We start from the raw sequence: 19,066 nt of genomic DNA on the forward strand, positions 1-19,066 counted from the left end.
CGATTAAAAGCCCAGCAATACCCCTGGACGTAAGCAGGATGAATAAAGCCCGGATATGTTCCGGGCTTTTTGCTGCTGGTAATATAAAAAAGGCCGACAGAAGATGCCGGCTTAGTGCGTAGCAGTTTTTGTTATTGTTTTTGTTATTTTTAAAAACCCAGTTCCGACCAAGTGCGGTAGCGACTGTAGCTGTTGCTGTCCGTACGGGTGACGCCTTGACTGTCGAACTCCAGCGTGACGTCATAGTCGAATTGTTTGAATCTGATCTTTCCGGCGTGTGGATGATCCATGCCGAGATAAATATGGACGTCGTTGCGAGTGGTCATGGTGACCTGTTGAATGTCGACACCATCGTCCAACACCACGGTGCTTGAACCGTCGTAAGTAAAGTCGCTGGCGGATAACGTACTGGCTTCGAAATTCATGCCGCTGTGGCTGATGAATTTCCCGTTGTAATCAATCTGCACGCTTCCGGTTAACTCGGCTTCGATAGAGCTGACTTCGTGTTCCCAGTCATCATACCAACCGGTGACGTCGTAATTGACATTGCTGTTGACCAGATGAAAGCTGCCTTGACTGACAACTTCGCAGTCATTTGCTTTCGCATTCATGGTTAGTTCTACAAAGGTGTAACCATCGTCGTAGCTGGTTGTGTTGGCTTCAGCTTCGGTTTGGGTGTAGCCGCCGTAGTCACAGTCCCAGTTGTCAAATAGGTAGGCATAGGTTGTTTCGGTAATCAACGCACGGCTCAGGTTGCGAGTACGAGGTGTGGTGTAACTGTCTGGGTTAATGACCATATAGGGACTTTCTGCTGTCAGTACGAAAGGAATTAGTGCTGCATCGACTAGGAATTTGGTCGAGTAATCAGTAATGTTATTCGCGTAAGTAACTTCCGTGTCGACATAGGCCTCATGCTCGTGACTTACTTCCACATAACAACCTGTGAGGGTGAGTGCAGCAATGCTCATGGCGCTGATTTGTTTCAATAGCATTGCTAAATTTGATTTGGTTTTTACGTTGCACATAGTGGCTCTCCTTTTGAGAGTACTATGCAATAGTCAGACTGAATGAAGTCTGAATAGCCGGGAAGGTTGATAAAAATGAATACGAGAGTAGGGATGTTTCGTTCAGCTTGCGTTCAGTTAAATCGAATCAGGCTAGCGCGCTAAAGCGGAAATCGGCTCTACGGCAGCGATCATATCAGGGCTGTGCAGCCATTGGTCAAAGGCGTCGGTTAACGCTTTATTTCGGTCCACTACTTGTAGCCAATATTTGATGCGAGTGTCGTTATCCAATCGCTCGAAGTCTTTACGGTCAGGAATTTTCTGATACGGCAGCGACTCTACAAACGCTCGGCTGGGGCTGATAACAACGGTGTGTGAATAGTTTTGTGCTTGAACTTTGCGCCAGGCCAGTGCTTTGTCAAACCAGCCTGGCTTCAGCATTGGCGCGAAGTGAGGGTAGAGTACGAGTCCGTCTTTGGGTTTAATGGGCAAGTCGAAATGATAATCGACCATGCCGCCATCTCGATACATGCCCGAAGGGGCTCCGCTGGGGTTTTTTACTCCTTCAATAACCACCGGTATCGCACCGCTGGACAGCAGAGCGTCGCGATAATTATGCCGCGTTAACTCGACGTGGCGAGTATGAAACTGATCCCATTGCTGTACTGGCAGAGACGCCTCACGGGAATGGAAAATAACCCGATCAAACCAAAACGGCAGGGAACGTCTTGAAATCGCGTTGCCGAAGGCTACGCCCGCTAAAGCCACGCCTTGTATCCATTTGGGTTCAAACCGGGACAAGCCTTTAGCACGTGCTGAAACAATATTAAGTTTTTTACGATGATGGTGATTCAGGTCATCGAGTGACATGAATGTGTCAAGCAGATCATGGACCGACTTCGATACTTCCTCAATGGATGGCTTACCGCTGTAGCGCTGATGCAGATACTCGTGTTCAAGCAGATCAATGGCCGACAGCGGGCTGGCCCCAGCGTAGGCGGACATACGCCAAGCGCCGATGGAGCTGCCAATCAGCTCAACGCTGTCCGGCATGGACGGTAACCAATGGTTAACTAAGTAGCGATCCAGATTACTCAGAACAAACCATTTCGGACCGCCAGAGGCGCCCATAATGACCCGAATATGCTCTGGTTTGAGACCTCGTTCGGCAATATGCTCATAAGCGTGTTGACCGGCGAAAATCTGGATCGGTTGAGACATGACTCGTTTACCGGCCGAGTGGCATTAACTGTTTGAAGAGTTTTGGTGCGGCCGCCAGTAACTCGCCACGGTCCTGCTTAACGGGTTTGCCATTTACATCACCGGTTAACGCACCAGATTCCTGAGCGATGAGCAAAGCAGAAGACAGATCGGCGGGGCTCATTTTGTCGGCGAGGGCAATATTGACACGTCCGGCAGCCAGATCGACAAAGCTTTGCAGCGCGCAACCGGTCATGCGTAAACCAGCACTGACTTCCTGCCATTTGCTGAGTAACTCGACTGAACTGGTTTCAATGGCGCAAACGGCATTGCTGAGAGGTGCATACTCGGCGCGGACCCGACGGTCGCCAAATTGAACGCCCCGTCCTTTTGATGCCGTCATAGCTTCTTCGGTCATCGGATTGACGATGGCCACACAATCGATTTTGTCTTTGGTGTACAGCGCGATATTAACCAGAAAAGATGGGTAGCCATTGCGCAGGTTAACTTCACCCGCGGCAACGTCGATTAACCAACGGGACTGACCATCCCACTCACGGCTTTCTTCCATGCCAATTTGCACGGAATCGATGTGATGGCGGGTGTGAGCGGTACGAATGACCTTACGGGCACGCCAGGCAGCGTCCTCAATCGCTTTGTCAAACACGTCCTTACGGGTTGCACCTTCCGCGGTCAGCTGTGAAATGTTATTCACGGTGTAGTTCAATTTGTCGGCAGCGCTTTGCGCAGCTCGTAATGCGATGGTCACGATCGGTTGCATTTTTTTTTCTCTCACACAGACAAAGTCATTCACTGCGCACAGGACGCAATGGATTTGGGAAATTCTGGTCCGTAAGGACTTGTTAAAAAGCACTTCAGTGAGGCGACTGTTGGCGTCACTTGCATGAATCTAACCACGGATTCAAACGGGGCGCGGATAATACACGAAAATGTCTATGAAAATAAAGGTTAAAGATTAAACAATTTTCCTTTGTCACTGTCCATTTGAGGTTCAATTAAGGTGTCATCTGTTCTTCACTGTGTTCAGTTGATTTGGCGCTTCTCGGCCTTTGCACGTATCATTGGAAGTACCTTGAACATTGGAAACGTATTTGTGGAACAGCAATCGAACTCTCTGGAACCTACTGTATTAGCCAACATTCGTATCGTCATGGTCGACACCTCGCATTCGGGTAATATTGGTGCAGCAGCTCGGGCTATGAAGACGATGGGATTGAATCGCTTGGTGTTGGTGACGCCTAAGCAGTTTCCGTCAGATGAAGCCATCGCGATGTCTTCCGGAGCAACCGATGTGCTCGAACATGCTCAGGTGGTCGATTCGCTGGAGCAGGCTGTGTCTGATTGTGGGTTTGTGGTGGGGGCGTCGGCGCGGTCTCGTAACTTACCTTGGCCTTTGGTAAACCCAAGAGAGATGGCACAACAGGTTCTGGCTTTGCCTACCAATACGAATGTGGCCGTGGTGCTGGGTCGAGAACGCAGTGGTTTAACCAACGAAGAGTTGGCCCGCTGCCATTGTCATGTGAATATTCCCGCCAACCCTGATTACAGTTCTCTGAATGTTGCTGCTGCTGTCCAGGTGCTATGCTATGAGTTGCGTATGTCAGCACAGCTGGCCACCGGTGAAGAGAAACCATTGTGGGGTGTCGAATGGGACCAGCCATTGGCGTCGTCGGCGCAACTGGAAGGACTTTTCGAACATTGGCAAAAATTGTTGGTTGATATTGATTTTCTTGACCCCACTAACCCGAGAACATTAATGAGCAAAGTTCGACGCTTATTTCTACGCGCCCAGCCGGACGAAGTCGAAGCAAATATTCTGCGTGGCATGCTCAGTCACATCGATAAACAGTTAAGGAAACCCTAATATGTTTTCCGGACTAAAAGAAGATATTCGCAGTGTCTTCGACAGAGACCCCGCCGCGCGCAGCTGGTTTGAGGTTCTACTCAACTATCCAGGTTTGCACGCAGTCTTGTTTCATCGGGTTACGCACCGGTTATGGTTATGGAACCTTAAAACACTTGCACGCTGGCTATCGCAGATTTCCCGTTGGATTACCGGAATTGAGATTCATCCCGGTGCCACAATTGGCCGTCGATTCTTCATTGATCATGGTATGGGCATCGTGATTGGTGAAACGGCCGAAATTGGCGATGATGTTACCGTCTATCAAGGCGTGACGTTAGGCGGAACCAGTTGGAAGAAAGGCAAGCGACACCCAACACTTGAAGATGGGGTAATTGTTGGTGCTGGAGCAAAGGTGCTGGGACCTTTTACCGTTGGCAAAAATGCCCGGATCGGTTCCAACGCGGTGGTGACCAAAGAAGTGCCGGAAGGTGCTACTGTCGTGGGCATACCAGGGCGTGTTGTTCGTCAGCACGGTGAACGGGTGTTGCCGTTCAGTGATGAACAGCAGGAGTTGGCCAAGCGGATGGGGTTCGATGCCTATGGTGTCGCTGAAATGCCCGATGTCACGGCGCACGCGATCAAAGCCTTGTTGGATCATGTTCACGCCCAAGATGAACGGATGGAACGGATGTGCAGTACGCTGCAAAAGCTGGATAAGAATTTTAAAGCGATGGAATTACCCGAATTACGCGAAGAAGATTTCGCTTCGATAGAAGACTCAGATAAACAGAATTCGGCTTAAAATCTACCGACTTTAGAAGTAAAAAAAGCTCACCAAGGTGAGCTTTTTTTTCGGTTAGTGAAAATTAGGCAACGTTAAAAATTCGAAACTGCTCGACCCGTGCGGATATCGATGGCCTGGGTTTTATGCGGTCGCGTTAACTGTTTGATTGGGTGGCTGGCGTAGAAAGACACGACGGAGTGACAGCTGATATCGTAGAGCCGTTCTGCAAACCCCCATTTGTTATGCAGCAAATTCAGCTGAGGAGGAATCAATGCATAGTGTTTGGATTGACCAATAGGGCAGGCCACAATAATGTCCAAAAACGGTGCTAACAGGTTGCCGTATTCTTCGACATCAATATCGACGTAATCCGGCTGCACTTCCATGAGTTGCTTTTGCAGATAGGCTTCTTTGATTTCTAGAACGTTCAACGGTTTGCCACTTTGTAACAAGCGAATTCCGTATCGACCGTCCAACCACACCCATTTGAAATGTTCTTGATCAAAATATTCGATACCCAGATAGCTACTGGCAAGGGGACGCCATGCGCAGTCTCTAGTCCGTAGTCTCACCACGCGAGTCGGTATTCCTACGGCCATCATGGCATGAGCCAGTACAATGGAATAGTCGCTGCGCGCAAAGCGTTCGCCTTTCTGAGCCCGGCTGATGATGGTAATCGGATTGTCGCTTTTAGCGTGACGTCCCGATTGTGGGTGCCATAATTGGTGAGTCCACTCTGTCAGTGCTGCAATGCGCTCGGCGTCGCTCAGGGCACCAGCGATAATATCCTGAAGCTGATGCTTCGCGGCCAGAGTGTTGTGAAGCATGGTTTTACGGGCTTCGGGAATATGCACATCGGGCGCTTGGTTGTAACGAAAAGGTCTTGCCGCAGGGTACAGTCGAGTTGACCAAAACCCAATCAGGCAGATTAACAGAGCAGTGCTGAGAATGACAAGCAGTAGAAGCATAACATGCGGTTCCTTGCGATTACCCCCGCTATTGTGCGTTTACATCGGGTAATTACCAAGTGCAGTTGCCCAGGTTGTGATGCACTAGACAATTTGCATTGGAGGCCTTCACTGTTTGCCTGAGACACAGGTCCATTTGGTGACTCTGGTTTCTGCATGGGACCCGGAAAATGGATTTTTAACCCTGCCAATGATCGGTCCATCGAAACCTGTGTTTCAGGCGGTCGCGAGACGCGCTGAAACGGGGTCGTGCGACGCATTGACGCTTAATAGTTCTAAGTAGCCTTCTTGGGTTTCCACGAGAGCGGAACAAGTTTCTACCCAATCACCATCGTTTCCATAAATCATTCCATCGATATAGGTAAGTTTACTCTGGTGAATGTGTCCGCAGATCACGCCGTCGGTGCCCTGGCTCCGGGCGTAGTTGACCGCTAGATTTTCGAACCGCTCAATATAATGGCGTGCTTTTTTACTGTTCATTTTTAGTGCAACGGACAGTGACCAATAGGGTTTGTCCAGTTTGTGCCTGACGACATTCAGCCAGCGATTTGCACTGACAATTCCTTCGTATAGCCACTCTCCGATAACGTGCCAGGCATCGCCCATATAGAGTTCGTCGTCGAAACGATCACCATGGATAAGTAACAGCGTTTGCTCAGTCGCTAACGAATGGATGTATTCTTCATGTACTTCCACGGGGCCGAGATGCGAGCCGACGAAATGTCTAAAGAAGGGATCATGATTGCCGGGTATATAAATAATCCGCGTGCCAGATCTTGCAAACTCCATTATCTGTTTTAGAACCAGTTCATGTTCTTTGTACCAACGACCTTTGTGGCTGCTGAGCTTCCACAGATCGACAATATCACCCAGTAAAAAAAGATAGTCGGCTTCGATGTTATTGAGAAAATCATATAGTTTTTTCGCCTGGCTGTTTGGATTTGCCAGGTGAACATCGGAGATAAAAAGCGATCGGACTTTTTGTTTTGAGGACATGGCGCACCTGTCTGGTCACATAACATGACGACTTAGACTAGAGTGGGCAAATGAATGAATGATGTCTATCGGGTGAAATTTCAATGACAGTTCGCCTGACCGGGAAGTCAGGCGAACTGTAATGGTTAGCGCGATCTTAACGGAACGATTCGGTCACACTATCGGTTGCGCCATCACTGTCAGTCACGGTCAACGTAACCTCGCGGATATGATTGCGATGGACAAATGGACGAGGTACCGCGAACCAGTCACTGTTTATCTGGTAGTTGCCGAGATGCCACGTCTGCGAATCCAATACACCATCAGGATCAAAGCTGTCGCTGACAAAAATATACCAAAACAGAAATCGGTAAACAGACAGCTCTGCTACAGGGGCCTGATTGAATGCAAAGTCAACGATGACTGGATCATGATCCGATGAACGGAATGGCGTTGGAGCGTAAAGCGATTGTATCTGTGTCTCAGATTTGTACTCCGTATTGTAGTCCAGAGCAAGAGGCTCATCGGTGTTGATATGCCAATCTTGAACGTTTACTACATCAGACAACAACGCAGCGGTGGCCAGTGCGTGATCCAAACTGCCGGTCTCGCCACTGAAGACATACGAATAACTGCCGTTTGCTTTAATTAAGTTAAAGCCATTGCCCAGTAAGGCAGAAATCGGATCTTCTTTGCTGTAAGAGTTTAAATCACCCATCAACAGGATCTTGTCGTTGACCTGTCCCGTTGGATTGCCGTCCAGCCATTGACCCAAGGCGAGCGCTGCTTTGGTTCGGGTCAGGTTATAAGCACCCTGGCCGACGTCACAGTCGCTATAGTCTGCGCAATTGCGATTGCCTTTTGACTTAAGGTGATTCACCACGACCGTGAGTTGCTCACCACTGTCTTTGTGCATCACGCTTTGGGCTAATGCCGGCCGGTTAAGAGCATCGATAAACAGTGGGTTGCCTTCATCGTCTACCGGAGAGTTGGCAGACGTTAAGATCGCCGCATTACCGGTTAAGGAAACCGTCGTAGGTCGATAAATCATACCCACAGTAATCGCATCGTCGCCGATTTGATCAACACCTGGAACAACATAGGCGTACTGATCGGCTTCTGGCAATTCTGTATTCAAGGCTGAAGTTAAGCTGGCAATGGCGCTTTCTGATCCGAATCCGTCATTTTCCAATTCCATCAAGCCCACGACATCGGCGTCTATCGCCGTAATCGCAGCCACCAGTTTGGCGGTTTGACGTTGCAATTCTAACGCAGTATCTGCACCACGGTCAGTCGGGAAGCCGCCGCCAAGTCCATCGCCATTGAAGAAATTCAGCACGTTGAAACTGGCGATCCGCAAATCACTGTCCGCCACGGTATCTGGGGCGTCTTTGCGCGGATTATCGTTGTTGAAGTTCGGCGCACTGGTGGGGATCAGTTTGTAAGCACCATAGGCGAAGTTCATAACCCCGGTCAGGTTGTTGACGGTATTCCCCACACGGAGTGTATTCATAGCGTCTAGCCCAGGCGCTGGAAAAATTACTGGATCTGGGTTTTGCGTGCGCACACCATCTTCAACAAGCAGAGTGTTGAGTTGATTAGCTGCCGCGACAGCTTCTGCTTCTGGTCCAGGTGCTGCGATATCCGTTGGGATAAAGCGTCGACCATTGCTGACCAAAAATTCCCCGTATCGGCCCAGGTTGTAGACTTCATTTACCGTGAGGGTATCCGTGAATGATACCAGCATGCCCTCAATCGCTTCGAATGCGTCGGTTGTTGCATTTGGTAATGTGCCAGCTGCGGCCGCAGGAAGCGAATTACCTGTGCTGCAGACCACCAGGTTCTGAACCTGATTGATTTGAGTGAGGCCATAATATTCGTCAACGGTGGCTTCAATGCGGACTTTGTCCCCAATATTGACGTCGTCATTGCGGTGGTAAACGAACAAGCCTTCAGACGTGAAGGCATCTGCATCAACGTCAGTGTCTTCTTCCTGAATGAAGAATCCGCTCATTTCATCGCTGGCTTGCAGGTCTGCAACGACAATAGCTTCGACAACAACCTTATTACCGTCCATTGGTGACGAGGCACCGCTGCCTTGGATGGCTGATATTAGCGTGGCCGGGTTGGCACAGGTCAGGTCTGCAGGTGGTTCGACCGGACCTCCGTCATCGTTGCCATTGCCTAGGTAGGTGAAGGTGTCCTGTGGGTAACTGGTCCAGCCTTGCGCAGGATCAAAAGGCTGGTCATATTGTGGGTCGCCACTGGTAATTGAATCATTACGAACCAGGGTTACATTGGCGCCGAAGCTGTCGGAATTTCCGAGCTGGCCAATCCGGTCGACAACCGCACCATTGTATTTCAGCAGCAGTACATCATTTCCGTTGAAGTAGGTGACTGTTGAGGTTATGTCTGCAACATCGAGAATGGCCGCTGTTGCGGAGCTGTTTGCAATAACGTAAACCTTGCCAGCTTCCAGCGAGCCGCTTAAAGAGACCTGGTTTTGTACGGTAAGATTCCCATTGCTATAGAGTTCAATGCTGTAACCATCCAATGTCACGGAAGAATCACCAGTATTAAGTAATTCCAGTGCTTTGTTGTTGCTTGAGCCTTCTATGTATTCCGAAAATATGACGTCTGCGGAGGCAAAACTGCCAACAAGGCAGACCCCGACCATCAAAAGTGGAGCTTTAATCATGAGAGTATCCCTCTGTTTATAATTTTTTTTCATTCCGTTGGACTGGCAGAGCCGACTACACCAAGAATAACGGGTTGTTTACGCTGGCAAATGCCTGCGATTTAATCAGCCGTTATAGCATCCTACTATGACAATTGGCTGACCGTGCAGTCAATTCTCAATCCACTTTTTTTCACCGACGACAGGTGATCGATTTGTCCTAACTAAGACAGGTGTATTCCTCTGGAACAACGGATCGTTTTTTCTGTTCAAAATGAGGTGTTAAGGCCGTGGGGTTTGAAGATCTTTAGCTATCGGCGAGCGTCAAATAGAACTGGGAGCGCGCCGATTGAAGGTCATCGAATAATAGTTTTCGCTGGTTGCAAGCAAGTTTCAGTTCAATTTGCACGCTAGGCTCCAGGTACTTCTTCAGGCCACGAATGCTCTTGGTCAGCGGTGAAGGGCCTTTTAATCCATTTCTCATGGCAGTGTTTTCGGTGTTCTTTGCTTTTAAATGTCACGGGAAGTACGTTCCGGGCTAGGCTGTTCATTGAATTGTGCGGTCGCAGTGTGTATTCTCGCGCGCTTTTTGAGCAATCATCAGCTGGCGAGGTCGTCTCGTCAGAGGCAAGGGGTACTAAATGTTATTGGCACAGAAAAAAACCGAATGGTTTGGCAATATTCGCGGCGACATATTGGCCGGGCTCGTGGTCGCACTGGCGTTGATTCCAGAAGCGATTGCGTTCTCTATTATTGCAGGTGTAGACCCGAAAGTCGGTTTGTATGCATCGTTCTGTATTGCCGTCATTATCGCCTTTGTTGGTGGTCGACCTGGAATGATTTCCGCTGCAACCGGTGCCATGGCATTGCTTATGGTTACGTTGGTCAAAAATCATGGTCTGGAATACCTGTTGGCGGCAACCCTGTTAACGGGCGTGCTGCAAATTATTGCCGGATATCTGCGCCTGGGTGAACTGATGCGTTTTGTGTCGCGTTCGGTGGTGACCGGGTTTGTCAATGCACTAGCTATCTTGATTTTCTTGGCTCAGCTACCGGAATTAACCCATGTCAGTTGGGTCGTCTACGCCATGACGGCAGCGGGCCTTGGCATCATCTATCTGTTCCCGTTAATCAATAAAACCATTCCGTCGCCCTTGGTCTGCATTCTGTTATTAACGGCAGTTTCCATTACCCTGGGTCTGGATATCCGCACGGTTGGTGATATGGGCGAGTTACCCGATACGCTGCCTATTTTTTTGTGGCCGGATGTGCCGTTTACGCTTGAAACACTGAAAATCATTTTGCCTTACTCCGCGCCGCTTGCGGTTGTTGGGTTGCTTGAATCGCTGATGACCGCGACCATTGTCGACGATCTGACAGACACCACCAGTGACAAAAACCGTGAATGTAAGGGGCAGGGCATCGCTAATATCGGGGCAGGTCTGTTGGGTGGCATGGCTGGTTGTGCAATGATCGGGCAGTCGGTGATCAACGTGAAGTCCGGTGGTCGTGGGCGGCTTTCGACATTCATCGCAGGTACTGTTTTGCTGATACTGGTGGTTTTTATTAGCGATTGGGTCGCTAAAATACCTATGGCTGCGCTGGTTGCGGTCATGATCATGGTGTCGATTGGTACTTTTAACTGGGCCAGCATCCGAAACCTAAAAACCTACCCATTGTCTACCAATTTGGTGATGATCGTAACTGTGGTCGTCGTGGTCTGGACGCATAACCTGGCTTATGGTGTGTTCGCCGGTGTGTTGCTGGCATCACTGTTTTTTGCCAACAAAATCAGCCATTTTATGTATATTGACTCATCGCTGGATGAACAAAGTGATACACGCACCTATAGTGTACATGGACAGGTGTTTTTTAATTCGGCCGATAAATTTATTGCAGCCTTTGATTTTAAAGAGGCTATCAGTAAAGTGGCTATTGATCTGTCACGGGCGCATTTTTGGGATATCACTGCTGTGGAAGCCCTGGATAAAGTCGTAATTAAGTTTCGACGCGAAGGCACCGAGGTCGAAGTCTTTGGCAAAAATGAAGCCAGTGAAACCACTATTGACCGGTTTGGTAAGCATGATAAACCGGAAGAAATCGATAAAGTACTTGGAGGCCACTGATGGCAGATACCCCTAAGAAAGAAAGAATCTGGACCATTGCCTGTATTGATGGCTCTCAGTTTTCCTCCGCGGTGTGTGATTATGCCGTTTGGTTGAGTAAGCAGCTGGCTTCACCGTTTAAAGCGATACACGCCATTGAGCAGAACACCGTTGCGGCCGTGGCAGACCTGACCGGCGCTATTGGTCTTGGTGCTCAGGAGCACCTGTTAACGGAATTGACTGAGCTGGAGCAGCAGCGCAACAAGCTGGAAATTCAGAAAGGTCGTCAGATGCTTGAAGCTGTTAAGTCTCGTGCAGATAAAGCGGGGCTTGAAAATCCTTACACGGTGCAGCGCCATGGAACGCTGATTGAATCGTTGATCGATATCGAAGAAGAAATCCGCGTTGTGGTTCTGGGGATTCGCGGTGAAGCACATGAAGACAGCGACGCGCATTTGGGCGCCCATCTTGAATCGCTGGTGCGATCGGTGCATCGGCCGATATTTGTTGTAAACCGCGAATTTATTGAGCCAAAGGCCGTTATGCTCGCCTATGATGGCAGTGCTTGCTGTCTGAAAGCGCTGGATATGGTTAAGACCAGTCCTCTTTTCAAATCATTGCCTGTTCACGTTGTGCATGTCGCCAAAGATGAGTCAGAAGGTGAAGCATTATTAAGTGGTGTGAAAACTGAACTGGAAAACGCAGGTCGTCAGGTGTTCACCAAAGTGCTGTTGGGTGAGCCGAGTGAAGCCTTGTGTCAGTATCAGCAAAGCAATGGTATTGATCTGACGGTGATGGGTGCGTTTAGTCACAATCGTTTACGTGAGCTGGTGTTCGGCAGTTTTACCATGAAAATGTTGTTGAATACCGATAAGCCTCTGCTGTTACTGCGTTAATCCATGCTGTTCTTAGCACAAGGTTGGTCGCCCTGAGAGGGCGGCTTGGCCAGTTTGTCCGCTATTCGGGACGAAAAACCCCACAACTTAGTCAGGTATATAGTTGACTGTTTTAGTCAGGTATTTATAATTCGCACCACTTCCAAAATACCCTGGATGATCGGTATGAAATTGACAACCAAAGGCCGTTACGCCGTGACCGCGATGCTTGATCTGGCATTGAATGAACAAAAAGGCCCGATAAACCTGGCAGATATCTCAGAACGCCAGGGTATTTCATTGTCCTATCTGGAGCAGTTGTTCTCTAAGTTGCGCAAACAAGGGTTGGTCTCTTCCGTGCGCGGCCCAGGTGGTGGTTATCGTTTAGGTAGCAGTACCGGCGAAATCAGCGTGGCGTCTGTGGTCGATGCTGTTTCAGAGTCGATGGATGCCACCAAATGCCAAGGTAAATCCGGGTGTCAGAATGGCGAGATTTGCCTTACACACCATCTTTGGCAAGACCTCAGTCAACAAATACATGCATTTCTTGACGATATTACCTTGCAAGATTTGGTTGAGCGTAATGAAATACGCGCCGTTAATGAACGGCAGAATCGCAAGTTGAGCCAGTCTTCAATGCATCGTGAAGAAACCATCCAAACCACTCAGGTTGAGTAATGCGCCCTATATACTTTGATTATGCGGCAACCACCCCTGTAGATAAGCGGGTCGCCGAGAAAATGATGAATTACCTCACGCTGGATGGCGAATTTGGTAACCCTGCGTCACGTTCCCACATGCTGGGTTGGATGGCTGAAGAAGCCGTTGAAGATGCCCGTAACGAAGTGGCTGATTTGCTCCATGCCGATAGCCGAGAAATTGTTTGGACCAGTGGTGCGACCGAATCCAATAACCTGGCCATAAAAGGCGTTGCTGAGAACTTCGCTGCGGATGATTGTCATATCATCACCTCAGCCACAGAACACAAAGCCGTGCTCGATCCCGTTAAACATTTACAAACGTTAGGCTACAGCGTGACTGTGGTTTCACCTGGCGCGGACGGTGTTGTTAGCGTTGACGCTATTGCGGCCGCGATGACAGATAAGACTCGGCTGGTCAGTTTGATGGCCGTGAATAACGAAACCGGTGTCATCAACCCAATTGTTGAAGTCGGTCAGCTTTGTCAGCAACTTGGGGTGTATTTTCACGTCGATGCGGCTCAGGCGGTTGGTAAAATCCCTGTCGATGTTGAGTCCTGGCAGGTGACACTATTGTCCATGTCAGCGCATAAATTTTATGGACCCAAAGGTGTTGGTGCGCTCTACGTTCGGCGCCGCAGCCCACTGCAGTTGAAGTCTCAGATCCACGGCGGCGGTCACGAGCGCGGAATGCGTTCAGGGACGTTGCCGACACACCAGTTGGTCGGCATTGGTGAAGCCGCAAAATTGCTCAATGCGGGTTTTACTGAAGAAGCCGAACGCATTGGTTTGTTGCGGGATCGGCTCTGGCAAGGGTTGTCTGCGTTAGGCGATGTCACCATCAATGGGCATCCGACGCTCCGCACACCTGGCCACTTAAACGTTTGCTTTCACGGGGTTGATGGTGAAGCGCTGATGATGGCCGTGCGTAATTTGGCGATTTCATCCGGCTCGGCTTGCACATCAGCCACCGTTGAGCCTTCTTTTGTCTTAAAAGCAATGGGGTTGAGCGATTCACAGGCACACAGCTCATTGCGCATCAGTTTAGGTCGTTATTCCACTGAAGAGGATATCGACATGGCCATTTCCAGTTTCAGAGACGCTGTCAGCGGGTTGCGAGCTAACCCGGAACAGCAACAAGGTTAAGTTATGAGTGAAGAAGTTAAGCAGTATATAAAGTCAGAATACAAAGCAGGGTTTGTCACGGACGTAGAATCATCGACAATCCCTGTTGGCTTGAGCGAAGACGTCATCCGACTCATCTCCAGTAAGAAAAATGAGCCAGAATGGTTGTTGGAGTGGCGCTTGAAAGCCTATCGCGCGTGGCAGGAAATGACTGAGCCGGACTGGGCGCACGTGACCTATCCAAAGCCCGACTTTCAAGCATTGTCCTACTATTCTTCGCCAAAAAGCATGGAAGAAAACCGGCCCAAATCTCTTGATGAGGTCGACCCAGAACTGTTGGCGACTTATGAAAAGCTCGGTATTCCGGTGCACGAGCAAGAAGTCCTGGCTGGTGTCGCCGTGGATATGGTTTTTGACTCCGTCTCGGTGGGAACCACATTTCGCGCGAAGCTTGCCGATGCTGGGGTGATTTTCTGCCCAATTTCTGAAGCGGTACACGAGTATCCAGATTTGGTGAAAAAGTATCTGGGTTCGGTCGTTCCGCAACGAGACAATTATTACGCTGCGCTGAATTCTGCTGTGTTCTCTGACGGTTCGTTTGTTTACATCCCGAAAGGTGTTCGTTGTCCAATGGAGCTGTCGACATACTTTCGGATCAACGAAGCGAAAACTGGACAGTTTGAACGAACCTTGATCATTGCCGACGAAGGCAGTCATGTCAGTTATCTGGAAGGTTGTACTGCGCCAATGCGGGACGAAAACCAACTGCACGCCGCGGTCGTTGAACTGGTGTGCATGGACGACGCTGAAATTAAATACTCAACGGTTCAGAACTGGTATCCCGGTGATGCTGAAGGCAAAGGCGGTATTTATAATTTTGTAACCAAGCGTGGCATCGCACATCACCGGGCGAAGATCAGCTGGACTCAGGTGGAAACGGGTTCCGCCGTAACCTGGAAATACCCATCCTGTATTCTGAAAGGTGATGACAGTATTGGTGAGTTCTACTCCGTCGCATTAACCAGCAATCATCAGCAAGCTGACACGGGCACGAAAATGATTCATATCGGGAAAAATACCCGGTCGACCATTATTTCCAAAGGCATCAGCGCCATGACCAGCCAAAACAGTTATCGGGGGTTGGTCAAAATGAACCCGGGTGCATCAGGAGCGCGCAACTTTACCCAATGTGATTCTCTGTTGATTGGTGATCGCTGCGGCGCGCATACCTTTCCTTATATCGAGAGCAAAAACCCTTCGGCGATCGTTGAACACGAGGCAACAACGTCGAAAGTCAGCGATGACCAGATGTTTTTGTGTCAACAACGCGGCATCGACCCGGAAAAAGCCGTGTCGATGATTGTGAACGGTTTCTGTAAGGAAGTGTTTAAAGAATTACCCATGGAGTTTGCCGTTGAAGCCGGAAAACTTCTGGAAGTCTCGCTGGAAGGCGCGGTCGGATAAGGCCAACGCCGACCCCGAATGCCCGGTGTCCGAATTAATAGAATTGCTCAAAGGCTCAGCTAACTATGTTAACCATTAAAAATTTGAAAGCCAAAGTTGAAGATAAAGATATTCTTAAAGGTCTGAATATCGATGTTAAACCCGGTGAGGTCCACGCCATCATGGGACCAAATGGTGCTGGTAAAAGTACATTGGGTTATGTATTGGCCGGTCGTGATGGCTACGAGGTCACCGATGGCAGCGCCGAACTTCATGGTGAAAACCTACTGGACATGGACGCTGAAGAACGTGCGCGTAAAGGTTTGTTCCTGGCATTTCAGTACCCGGTCGAAATTCCCGGTGTTTCCAATATGGAATTTCTCAAAGCATCTGTGGATGCTGTACGGGAAGCGCGAGGTTTGGAGCCTTACAGTTCCGTTGAATTTATTAAGCTGGCCCGCGAGAAAAGCAAAGCCGTGAATCTGCCCGCCGACTTCTTAAAGCGAGGCGTAAACGAGGGCTTTTCAGGGGGGGAGAAAAAGCGAAACGAGCTTATGCAGATGATGTTGTTGGAGCCGTCACTGTGTATTCTCGACGAAACCGATTCAGGTCTGGATATCGATGCGTTACAAGTAGTTGCCGAAGGGGTTAATGCATTGCGAAGCCCTGATCGCTCTTTCATCGTGGTAACACATTACCAACGCTTGCTGGATTACATTGTTCCAGATTATGTCCACGTATTAGCGGACGGAAAAATCGTTAAATCTGGTGGCAAAGAGCTCGCATTGGAACTGGAGAAAGAAGGTTACCGTTGGATTGAAGGGGAGACAGTTTAAGTGCGCACTGAGCTTAATATCGATAAAGCATTGGCCGCGCTCGCTGATCAGCCCAAGCCGGATTGGTTGGTTCACTGGCAGCAGCAAGGTCAGCAAGTGTTGAGTCAAACCGCTTGGCCAACACGCAAAACCGAAAATTGGAAATATACATCGTTAAAGTCTCTGCAGGGTATTTCCTGGCAGGCAGAGACTCCTGACGCCGTCGCCGACGGAATCCGGTTTGTGGATTGGCAAGAAATTTCCATTGATTTCGTTAATGGTCGGTTGGTGAATACGCCAAAATTGCCTGACGGTGTCACTCTGCATCGCTTAAGTGACTGCTCCGAAGCTGAGGGGTTGACGTTTTTGCAGAAGGTTGATTCTGAGCGAGCTGGTTTTGAGTTTGACGCGTTGAACCAAAGCTTGCTGACTGAAGGTTACTGGCTGAAGGTGGCCAAAGACATTCAGGTTGCACAGCCGATTCACTTGAATTTTATCAGTAGCGGTGCTGACGTGGTGACCAGTACTCAAGTGTTGGTCGAACTGGAAAGTGGTGCCCGGGCGACAATTGCTGAAACTTTTTCGGCCACGGCCGAAGCACGTGTTTTGGTGAATGCCAATACGGCGTTGTATGTCGGAGATAATGCGCAATTAACGCATTATCACTTGCTCTTGGAGGAAGGTGAGGTGCGGCATATTGGTCGGGTGACTGGGAGCCTGTCCCGTTTCGCATCGTTGTCTTCTTTTCATATGGCTGTTGGCGGTATTTTGAAACGCAAGGACATCACCATTCGGCATCGAGGCGAAGGAGCAGAGTTAAGCCTGAACGGAGTATACCTGCCAAAAGGCCATGAAGTGATCGATTATCATACGACTTTGGAGCACGAAGTACCCAACTGCACATCTTCAGAGATTTTTCGTGGCATTATGGCAGACCACGGCAAAGCCGTCTTTAACGGTCGAATTCACATTCATAAAGATGCTCAGAAATCGGTCGCGGAAATGAATAACCGTAACCTGTTGCTCAGCGATCACGCGGAAATCGACACCAAGCCAGAATTGGAAATCTATGCGGACGATGTACGCTGTGCGCACGGTGCGACCATTGCGCAGTTGGACAAAAGCCTGCTGTTTTATTTTCAGGCGAGGGGCATCAGTAAAAAAGAAGCCGAAGTCATGTTGAGCTTCGGTTTTATCAATGAGCTATTGGATGCTTTGAATGACCAGCCTGTACAGACGTTGCTGCGTCCTTTGTTGGCAACGTTATTTGCCCAGAAGCAAGCCGATTTAGCGAGACATATTTTATGAGTTTTGATGTTGAAAAGGTTCGGGCTGATTTCCCGATCTTACATCAGGAAATTAACGGTAAGCCTTTGGTCTACCTCGATAATGGCGCGACCACGCAAAAGCCGGAAGCGGTTATCGAAGCCATCAGCCATTATTACCGTTACGATAACAGTAATGTGCATCGAGGAGCTCACACCTTGAGCGATCGCTCGACCGCCGCATTTGAATCGGCTCGTGAGACGGTTCGCCAGTTTCTCAATGCCCAATTCAGCGAAGAAGTAATTTGGACTAAGGGCACTACCGAAGGTATTAATTTGGTTGCTTTCAGCTGGGGGCTTTCTAACCTGAAGCCGGGTGATCAGGTTCTGGTCTCGGAGATGGAGCATCACGCCAACATTGTGCCCTGGCAAATGGTGTGTGAAAAAACAGGTGCTCAATTGCAGGCTATTCCGGTAACGGAAGATGGTGATGTCGATCTGGAAAAGTACCGTGCGATGCTCAGTGATGCGGTTAAGTTTGTATCGATTGGGCATGTATCCAACGCACTTGGAACCGTTAATCCGGTACGGGAAATTATTTCCGCGGCGCATGAAATCGGAGCGTTAACGTTAGTCGACGGTGCCCAAGCGGTGGCTCACTGGGCGGTGGATGTGCAAGAACTGGATTGTGATTTTTATGCCTTTTCCGGCCATAAACTGTACGGTCCGACCGGTATCGGTGTACTGTATGGAAAGCGGGCATTGTTAAACGACATGACACCGTTCATGGGCGGTGGTGAAATGATTGAAACCGTTTCATTTGCCAAGACCACCTACAATAAATTGCCGTACAAATTTGAACCCGGCACGCCAAATATTGCAGGTGCCATCGGTTTGGCGACTGCCATGAATTATCTGAACACCTTTGACCGAGATGACGTCGTAGCACATGAGAACGATGTATTGGGTTACGCATTGAAACGGGCCAGTGAGTATGAAGGCCTGCGCTTGGTTGGCCGGGCAAAGCATCGGGCCGGTGTGTTGAGTTTTTTAATCGATGGCACACACCCTCATGATGTGGGGACTTTACTCGATCAGCAAGGTGTTGCTGTACGAACCGGGAACCATTGTGCCATGCCCATCATGGAGCATTATGGGGTGCCTGGTACGGTGCGCGCGAGTTTCGCCATGTATAACAGTCGAGCGGATGTGGATGCTTTGTTTGCGGCGCTGGATAAAGTGAAAATGTTTCTTTTATAACCACC

At 49.3% G+C, this 19,066-nt stretch carries 16 protein-coding genes; 10 read left to right on the top strand and 6 right to left on the bottom strand.

The features are described 5' to 3' along the window. Positions 1 to 149: 149 nt before the first annotated feature. From IYN85_RS04690 to IYN85_RS04700, 3 genes are all read right to left on the bottom strand, one after another. Positions 150 to 1,025: a hypothetical protein gene (locus IYN85_RS04690; RefSeq protein ID WP_196157670.1), complete on the bottom strand. Its 876-nt coding sequence runs from the start codon at positions 1,023 to 1,025 to the stop codon at positions 150 to 152. Positions 1,026 to 1,157: 132 nt separating this feature from the next. Then, the gene (locus tag IYN85_RS04695; protein ID WP_196157671.1) at positions 1,158 to 2,225 is read right to left on the bottom strand and encodes a hypothetical protein; all 1,068 of its coding nucleotides are present in this window, start codon (positions 2,223 to 2,225) and stop codon (positions 1,158 to 1,160) included. Positions 2,226 to 2,232: 7 nt separating this feature from the next. Next, a complete protein-coding gene (locus tag IYN85_RS04700; protein WP_196157672.1) occupies positions 2,233 to 2,985 on the bottom strand; it encodes an inositol monophosphatase family protein in 753 nt (250 codons plus the stop codon). A 312-nt stretch (positions 2,986 to 3,297) separates the two neighbouring features. On the opposite strand from IYN85_RS04700, the gene trmJ reads away from it, so the two are divergent. Together trmJ and cysE are read left to right on the top strand one after the other, a co-directional pair. Continuing rightward, positions 3,298 to 4,089 carry a tRNA (cytosine(32)/uridine(32)-2'-O)-methyltransferase TrmJ gene (gene trmJ, locus IYN85_RS04705; RefSeq protein WP_255533623.1) on the top strand — a complete coding sequence of 264 codons (792 nt, stop codon included), beginning with the start codon at positions 3,298 to 3,300 and terminating at the stop codon, positions 4,087 to 4,089. 1 nt (position 4,090) lies between these two features. After that, positions 4,091 to 4,873: a serine O-acetyltransferase gene (gene cysE, locus IYN85_RS04710; RefSeq protein ID WP_196157673.1), complete on the top strand. Its 783-nt coding sequence runs from the start codon at positions 4,091 to 4,093 to the stop codon at positions 4,871 to 4,873. 74 nt (positions 4,874 to 4,947) lie between these two features. On the opposite strand, the gene IYN85_RS04715 is transcribed toward cysE, so the two are convergent. From IYN85_RS04715 to IYN85_RS04725, 3 genes are all read right to left on the bottom strand, one after another. After that, positions 4,948 to 5,823, bottom strand: a complete 876-nt coding sequence (locus tag IYN85_RS04715; protein WP_196157674.1) for a hypothetical protein — start codon at positions 5,821 to 5,823, stop codon at positions 4,948 to 4,950. Between the two features lie 216 nt (positions 5,824 to 6,039). Further along, positions 6,040 to 6,819: a UDP-2,3-diacylglucosamine diphosphatase gene (locus tag IYN85_RS04720; RefSeq protein ID WP_196157675.1), complete on the bottom strand. Its 780-nt coding sequence runs from the start codon at positions 6,817 to 6,819 to the stop codon at positions 6,040 to 6,042. A gap of 136 nt (positions 6,820 to 6,955) precedes the next feature. Continuing rightward, a complete protein-coding gene (locus tag IYN85_RS04725; protein ID WP_196157676.1) occupies positions 6,956 to 9,496 on the bottom strand; it encodes an ExeM/NucH family extracellular endonuclease in 2,541 nt (846 codons plus the stop codon). Between the two features lie 620 nt (positions 9,497 to 10,116). On the opposite strand from IYN85_RS04725, the gene IYN85_RS04730 reads away from it, so the two are divergent. The 8 genes from IYN85_RS04730 (at position 10,117) to IYN85_RS04765 (ending at position 19,061) form a co-directional block, all read left to right on the top strand. Further along, positions 10,117 to 11,601: a SulP family inorganic anion transporter gene (locus tag IYN85_RS04730; protein WP_196157677.1), complete on the top strand. Its 1,485-nt coding sequence runs from the start codon at positions 10,117 to 10,119 to the stop codon at positions 11,599 to 11,601. After that, the gene (locus tag IYN85_RS04735) at positions 11,601 to 12,476 is read left to right on the top strand and encodes a universal stress protein (RefSeq protein ID WP_196157678.1); all 876 of its coding nucleotides are present in this window, start codon (positions 11,601 to 11,603) and stop codon (positions 12,474 to 12,476) included. The genes IYN85_RS04730 and IYN85_RS04735 overlap by 1 nt, the downstream gene beginning before the upstream one ends. Before the next feature lie 165 nt (positions 12,477 to 12,641). Further along, positions 12,642 to 13,133 (top strand): Fe-S cluster assembly transcriptional regulator IscR, encoded by a 492-nt coding sequence (gene iscR / locus IYN85_RS04740; RefSeq protein WP_196157679.1) that lies wholly within the window; start codon positions 12,642 to 12,644, stop codon positions 13,131 to 13,133. Further along, entirely contained in the window at positions 13,133 to 14,299 is a 1,167-nt protein-coding gene (locus IYN85_RS04745) for an IscS subfamily cysteine desulfurase (RefSeq protein WP_196157680.1), read from the top strand. Before iscR ends, IYN85_RS04745 begins: the two co-directional genes overlap by 1 nt. A 3-nt stretch (positions 14,300 to 14,302) precedes the next feature. After that, positions 14,303 to 15,742, top strand: a complete 1,440-nt coding sequence (gene sufB / locus IYN85_RS04750) for a Fe-S cluster assembly protein SufB (protein WP_196157681.1) — start codon at positions 14,303 to 14,305, stop codon at positions 15,740 to 15,742. Between the two features lie 65 nt (positions 15,743 to 15,807). Then, the gene (gene sufC / locus IYN85_RS04755; RefSeq protein ID WP_196157682.1) at positions 15,808 to 16,557 is read left to right on the top strand and encodes a Fe-S cluster assembly ATPase SufC; all 750 of its coding nucleotides are present in this window, start codon (positions 15,808 to 15,810) and stop codon (positions 16,555 to 16,557) included. Then, entirely contained in the window at positions 16,558 to 17,844 is a 1,287-nt protein-coding gene (sufD, locus tag IYN85_RS04760) for a Fe-S cluster assembly protein SufD (RefSeq protein WP_196157683.1), read from the top strand. It abuts the gene before it with no gap. Then, positions 17,841 to 19,061: an aminotransferase class V-fold PLP-dependent enzyme gene (locus IYN85_RS04765; protein WP_196157684.1), complete on the top strand. Its 1,221-nt coding sequence runs from the start codon at positions 17,841 to 17,843 to the stop codon at positions 19,059 to 19,061. The genes sufD and IYN85_RS04765 overlap by 4 nt, the downstream gene beginning before the upstream one ends. The last annotated feature ends 5 nt before the right edge of the window (positions 19,062 to 19,066 follow it).

Origin of the sequence: Reinekea sp. G2M2-21 (assembly GCF_015687175.1) — a bacterium.
Lineage (GTDB): Bacteria > Pseudomonadota > Gammaproteobacteria > Pseudomonadales > Natronospirillaceae > Reinekea.

What these genes read in the sequence shown, in the direction of transcription:
- cysE (WP_196157673.1), top strand. Translation starts at nt 4,091, where the DNA reads ATGTTTTCCGGACTAAAAGAAGATATTCGCAGTGTCTTCGACAGAGAC.
- IYN85_RS04720 (WP_196157675.1), bottom strand. Translation starts at nt 6,819, where the DNA reads ATGTCCTCAAAACAAAAAGTCCGATCGCTTTTTATCTCCGATGTTCAC.
- IYN85_RS04735 (WP_196157678.1), top strand. Translation starts at nt 11,601, where the DNA reads ATGGCAGATACCCCTAAGAAAGAAAGAATCTGGACCATTGCCTGTATT.
- IYN85_RS04745 (WP_196157680.1), top strand. Translation starts at nt 13,133, where the DNA reads ATGCGCCCTATATACTTTGATTATGCGGCAACCACCCCTGTAGATAAG.
- IYN85_RS04695 (WP_196157671.1), bottom strand. Translation starts at nt 2,225, where the DNA reads ATGTCTCAACCGATCCAGATTTTCGCCGGTCAACACGCTTATGAGCAT.
- IYN85_RS04700 (WP_196157672.1), bottom strand. Translation starts at nt 2,985, where the DNA reads ATGCAACCGATCGTGACCATCGCATTACGAGCTGCGCAAAGCGCTGCC.
- IYN85_RS04765 (WP_196157684.1), top strand. Translation starts at nt 17,841, where the DNA reads ATGAGTTTTGATGTTGAAAAGGTTCGGGCTGATTTCCCGATCTTACAT.
- sufB (WP_196157681.1), top strand. Translation starts at nt 14,303, where the DNA reads ATGAGTGAAGAAGTTAAGCAGTATATAAAGTCAGAATACAAAGCAGGG.
- sufC (WP_196157682.1), top strand. Translation starts at nt 15,808, where the DNA reads ATGTTAACCATTAAAAATTTGAAAGCCAAAGTTGAAGATAAAGATATT.
- IYN85_RS04730 (WP_196157677.1), top strand. Translation starts at nt 10,117, where the DNA reads ATGTTATTGGCACAGAAAAAAACCGAATGGTTTGGCAATATTCGCGGC.
- iscR (WP_196157679.1), top strand. Translation starts at nt 12,642, where the DNA reads ATGAAATTGACAACCAAAGGCCGTTACGCCGTGACCGCGATGCTTGAT.
- IYN85_RS04715 (WP_196157674.1), bottom strand. Translation starts at nt 5,823, where the DNA reads ATGCTTCTACTGCTTGTCATTCTCAGCACTGCTCTGTTAATCTGCCTG.
- IYN85_RS04725 (WP_196157676.1), bottom strand. Translation starts at nt 9,496, where the DNA reads ATGATTAAAGCTCCACTTTTGATGGTCGGGGTCTGCCTTGTTGGCAGT.
- IYN85_RS04690 (WP_196157670.1), bottom strand. Translation starts at nt 1,025, where the DNA reads ATGTGCAACGTAAAAACCAAATCAAATTTAGCAATGCTATTGAAACAA.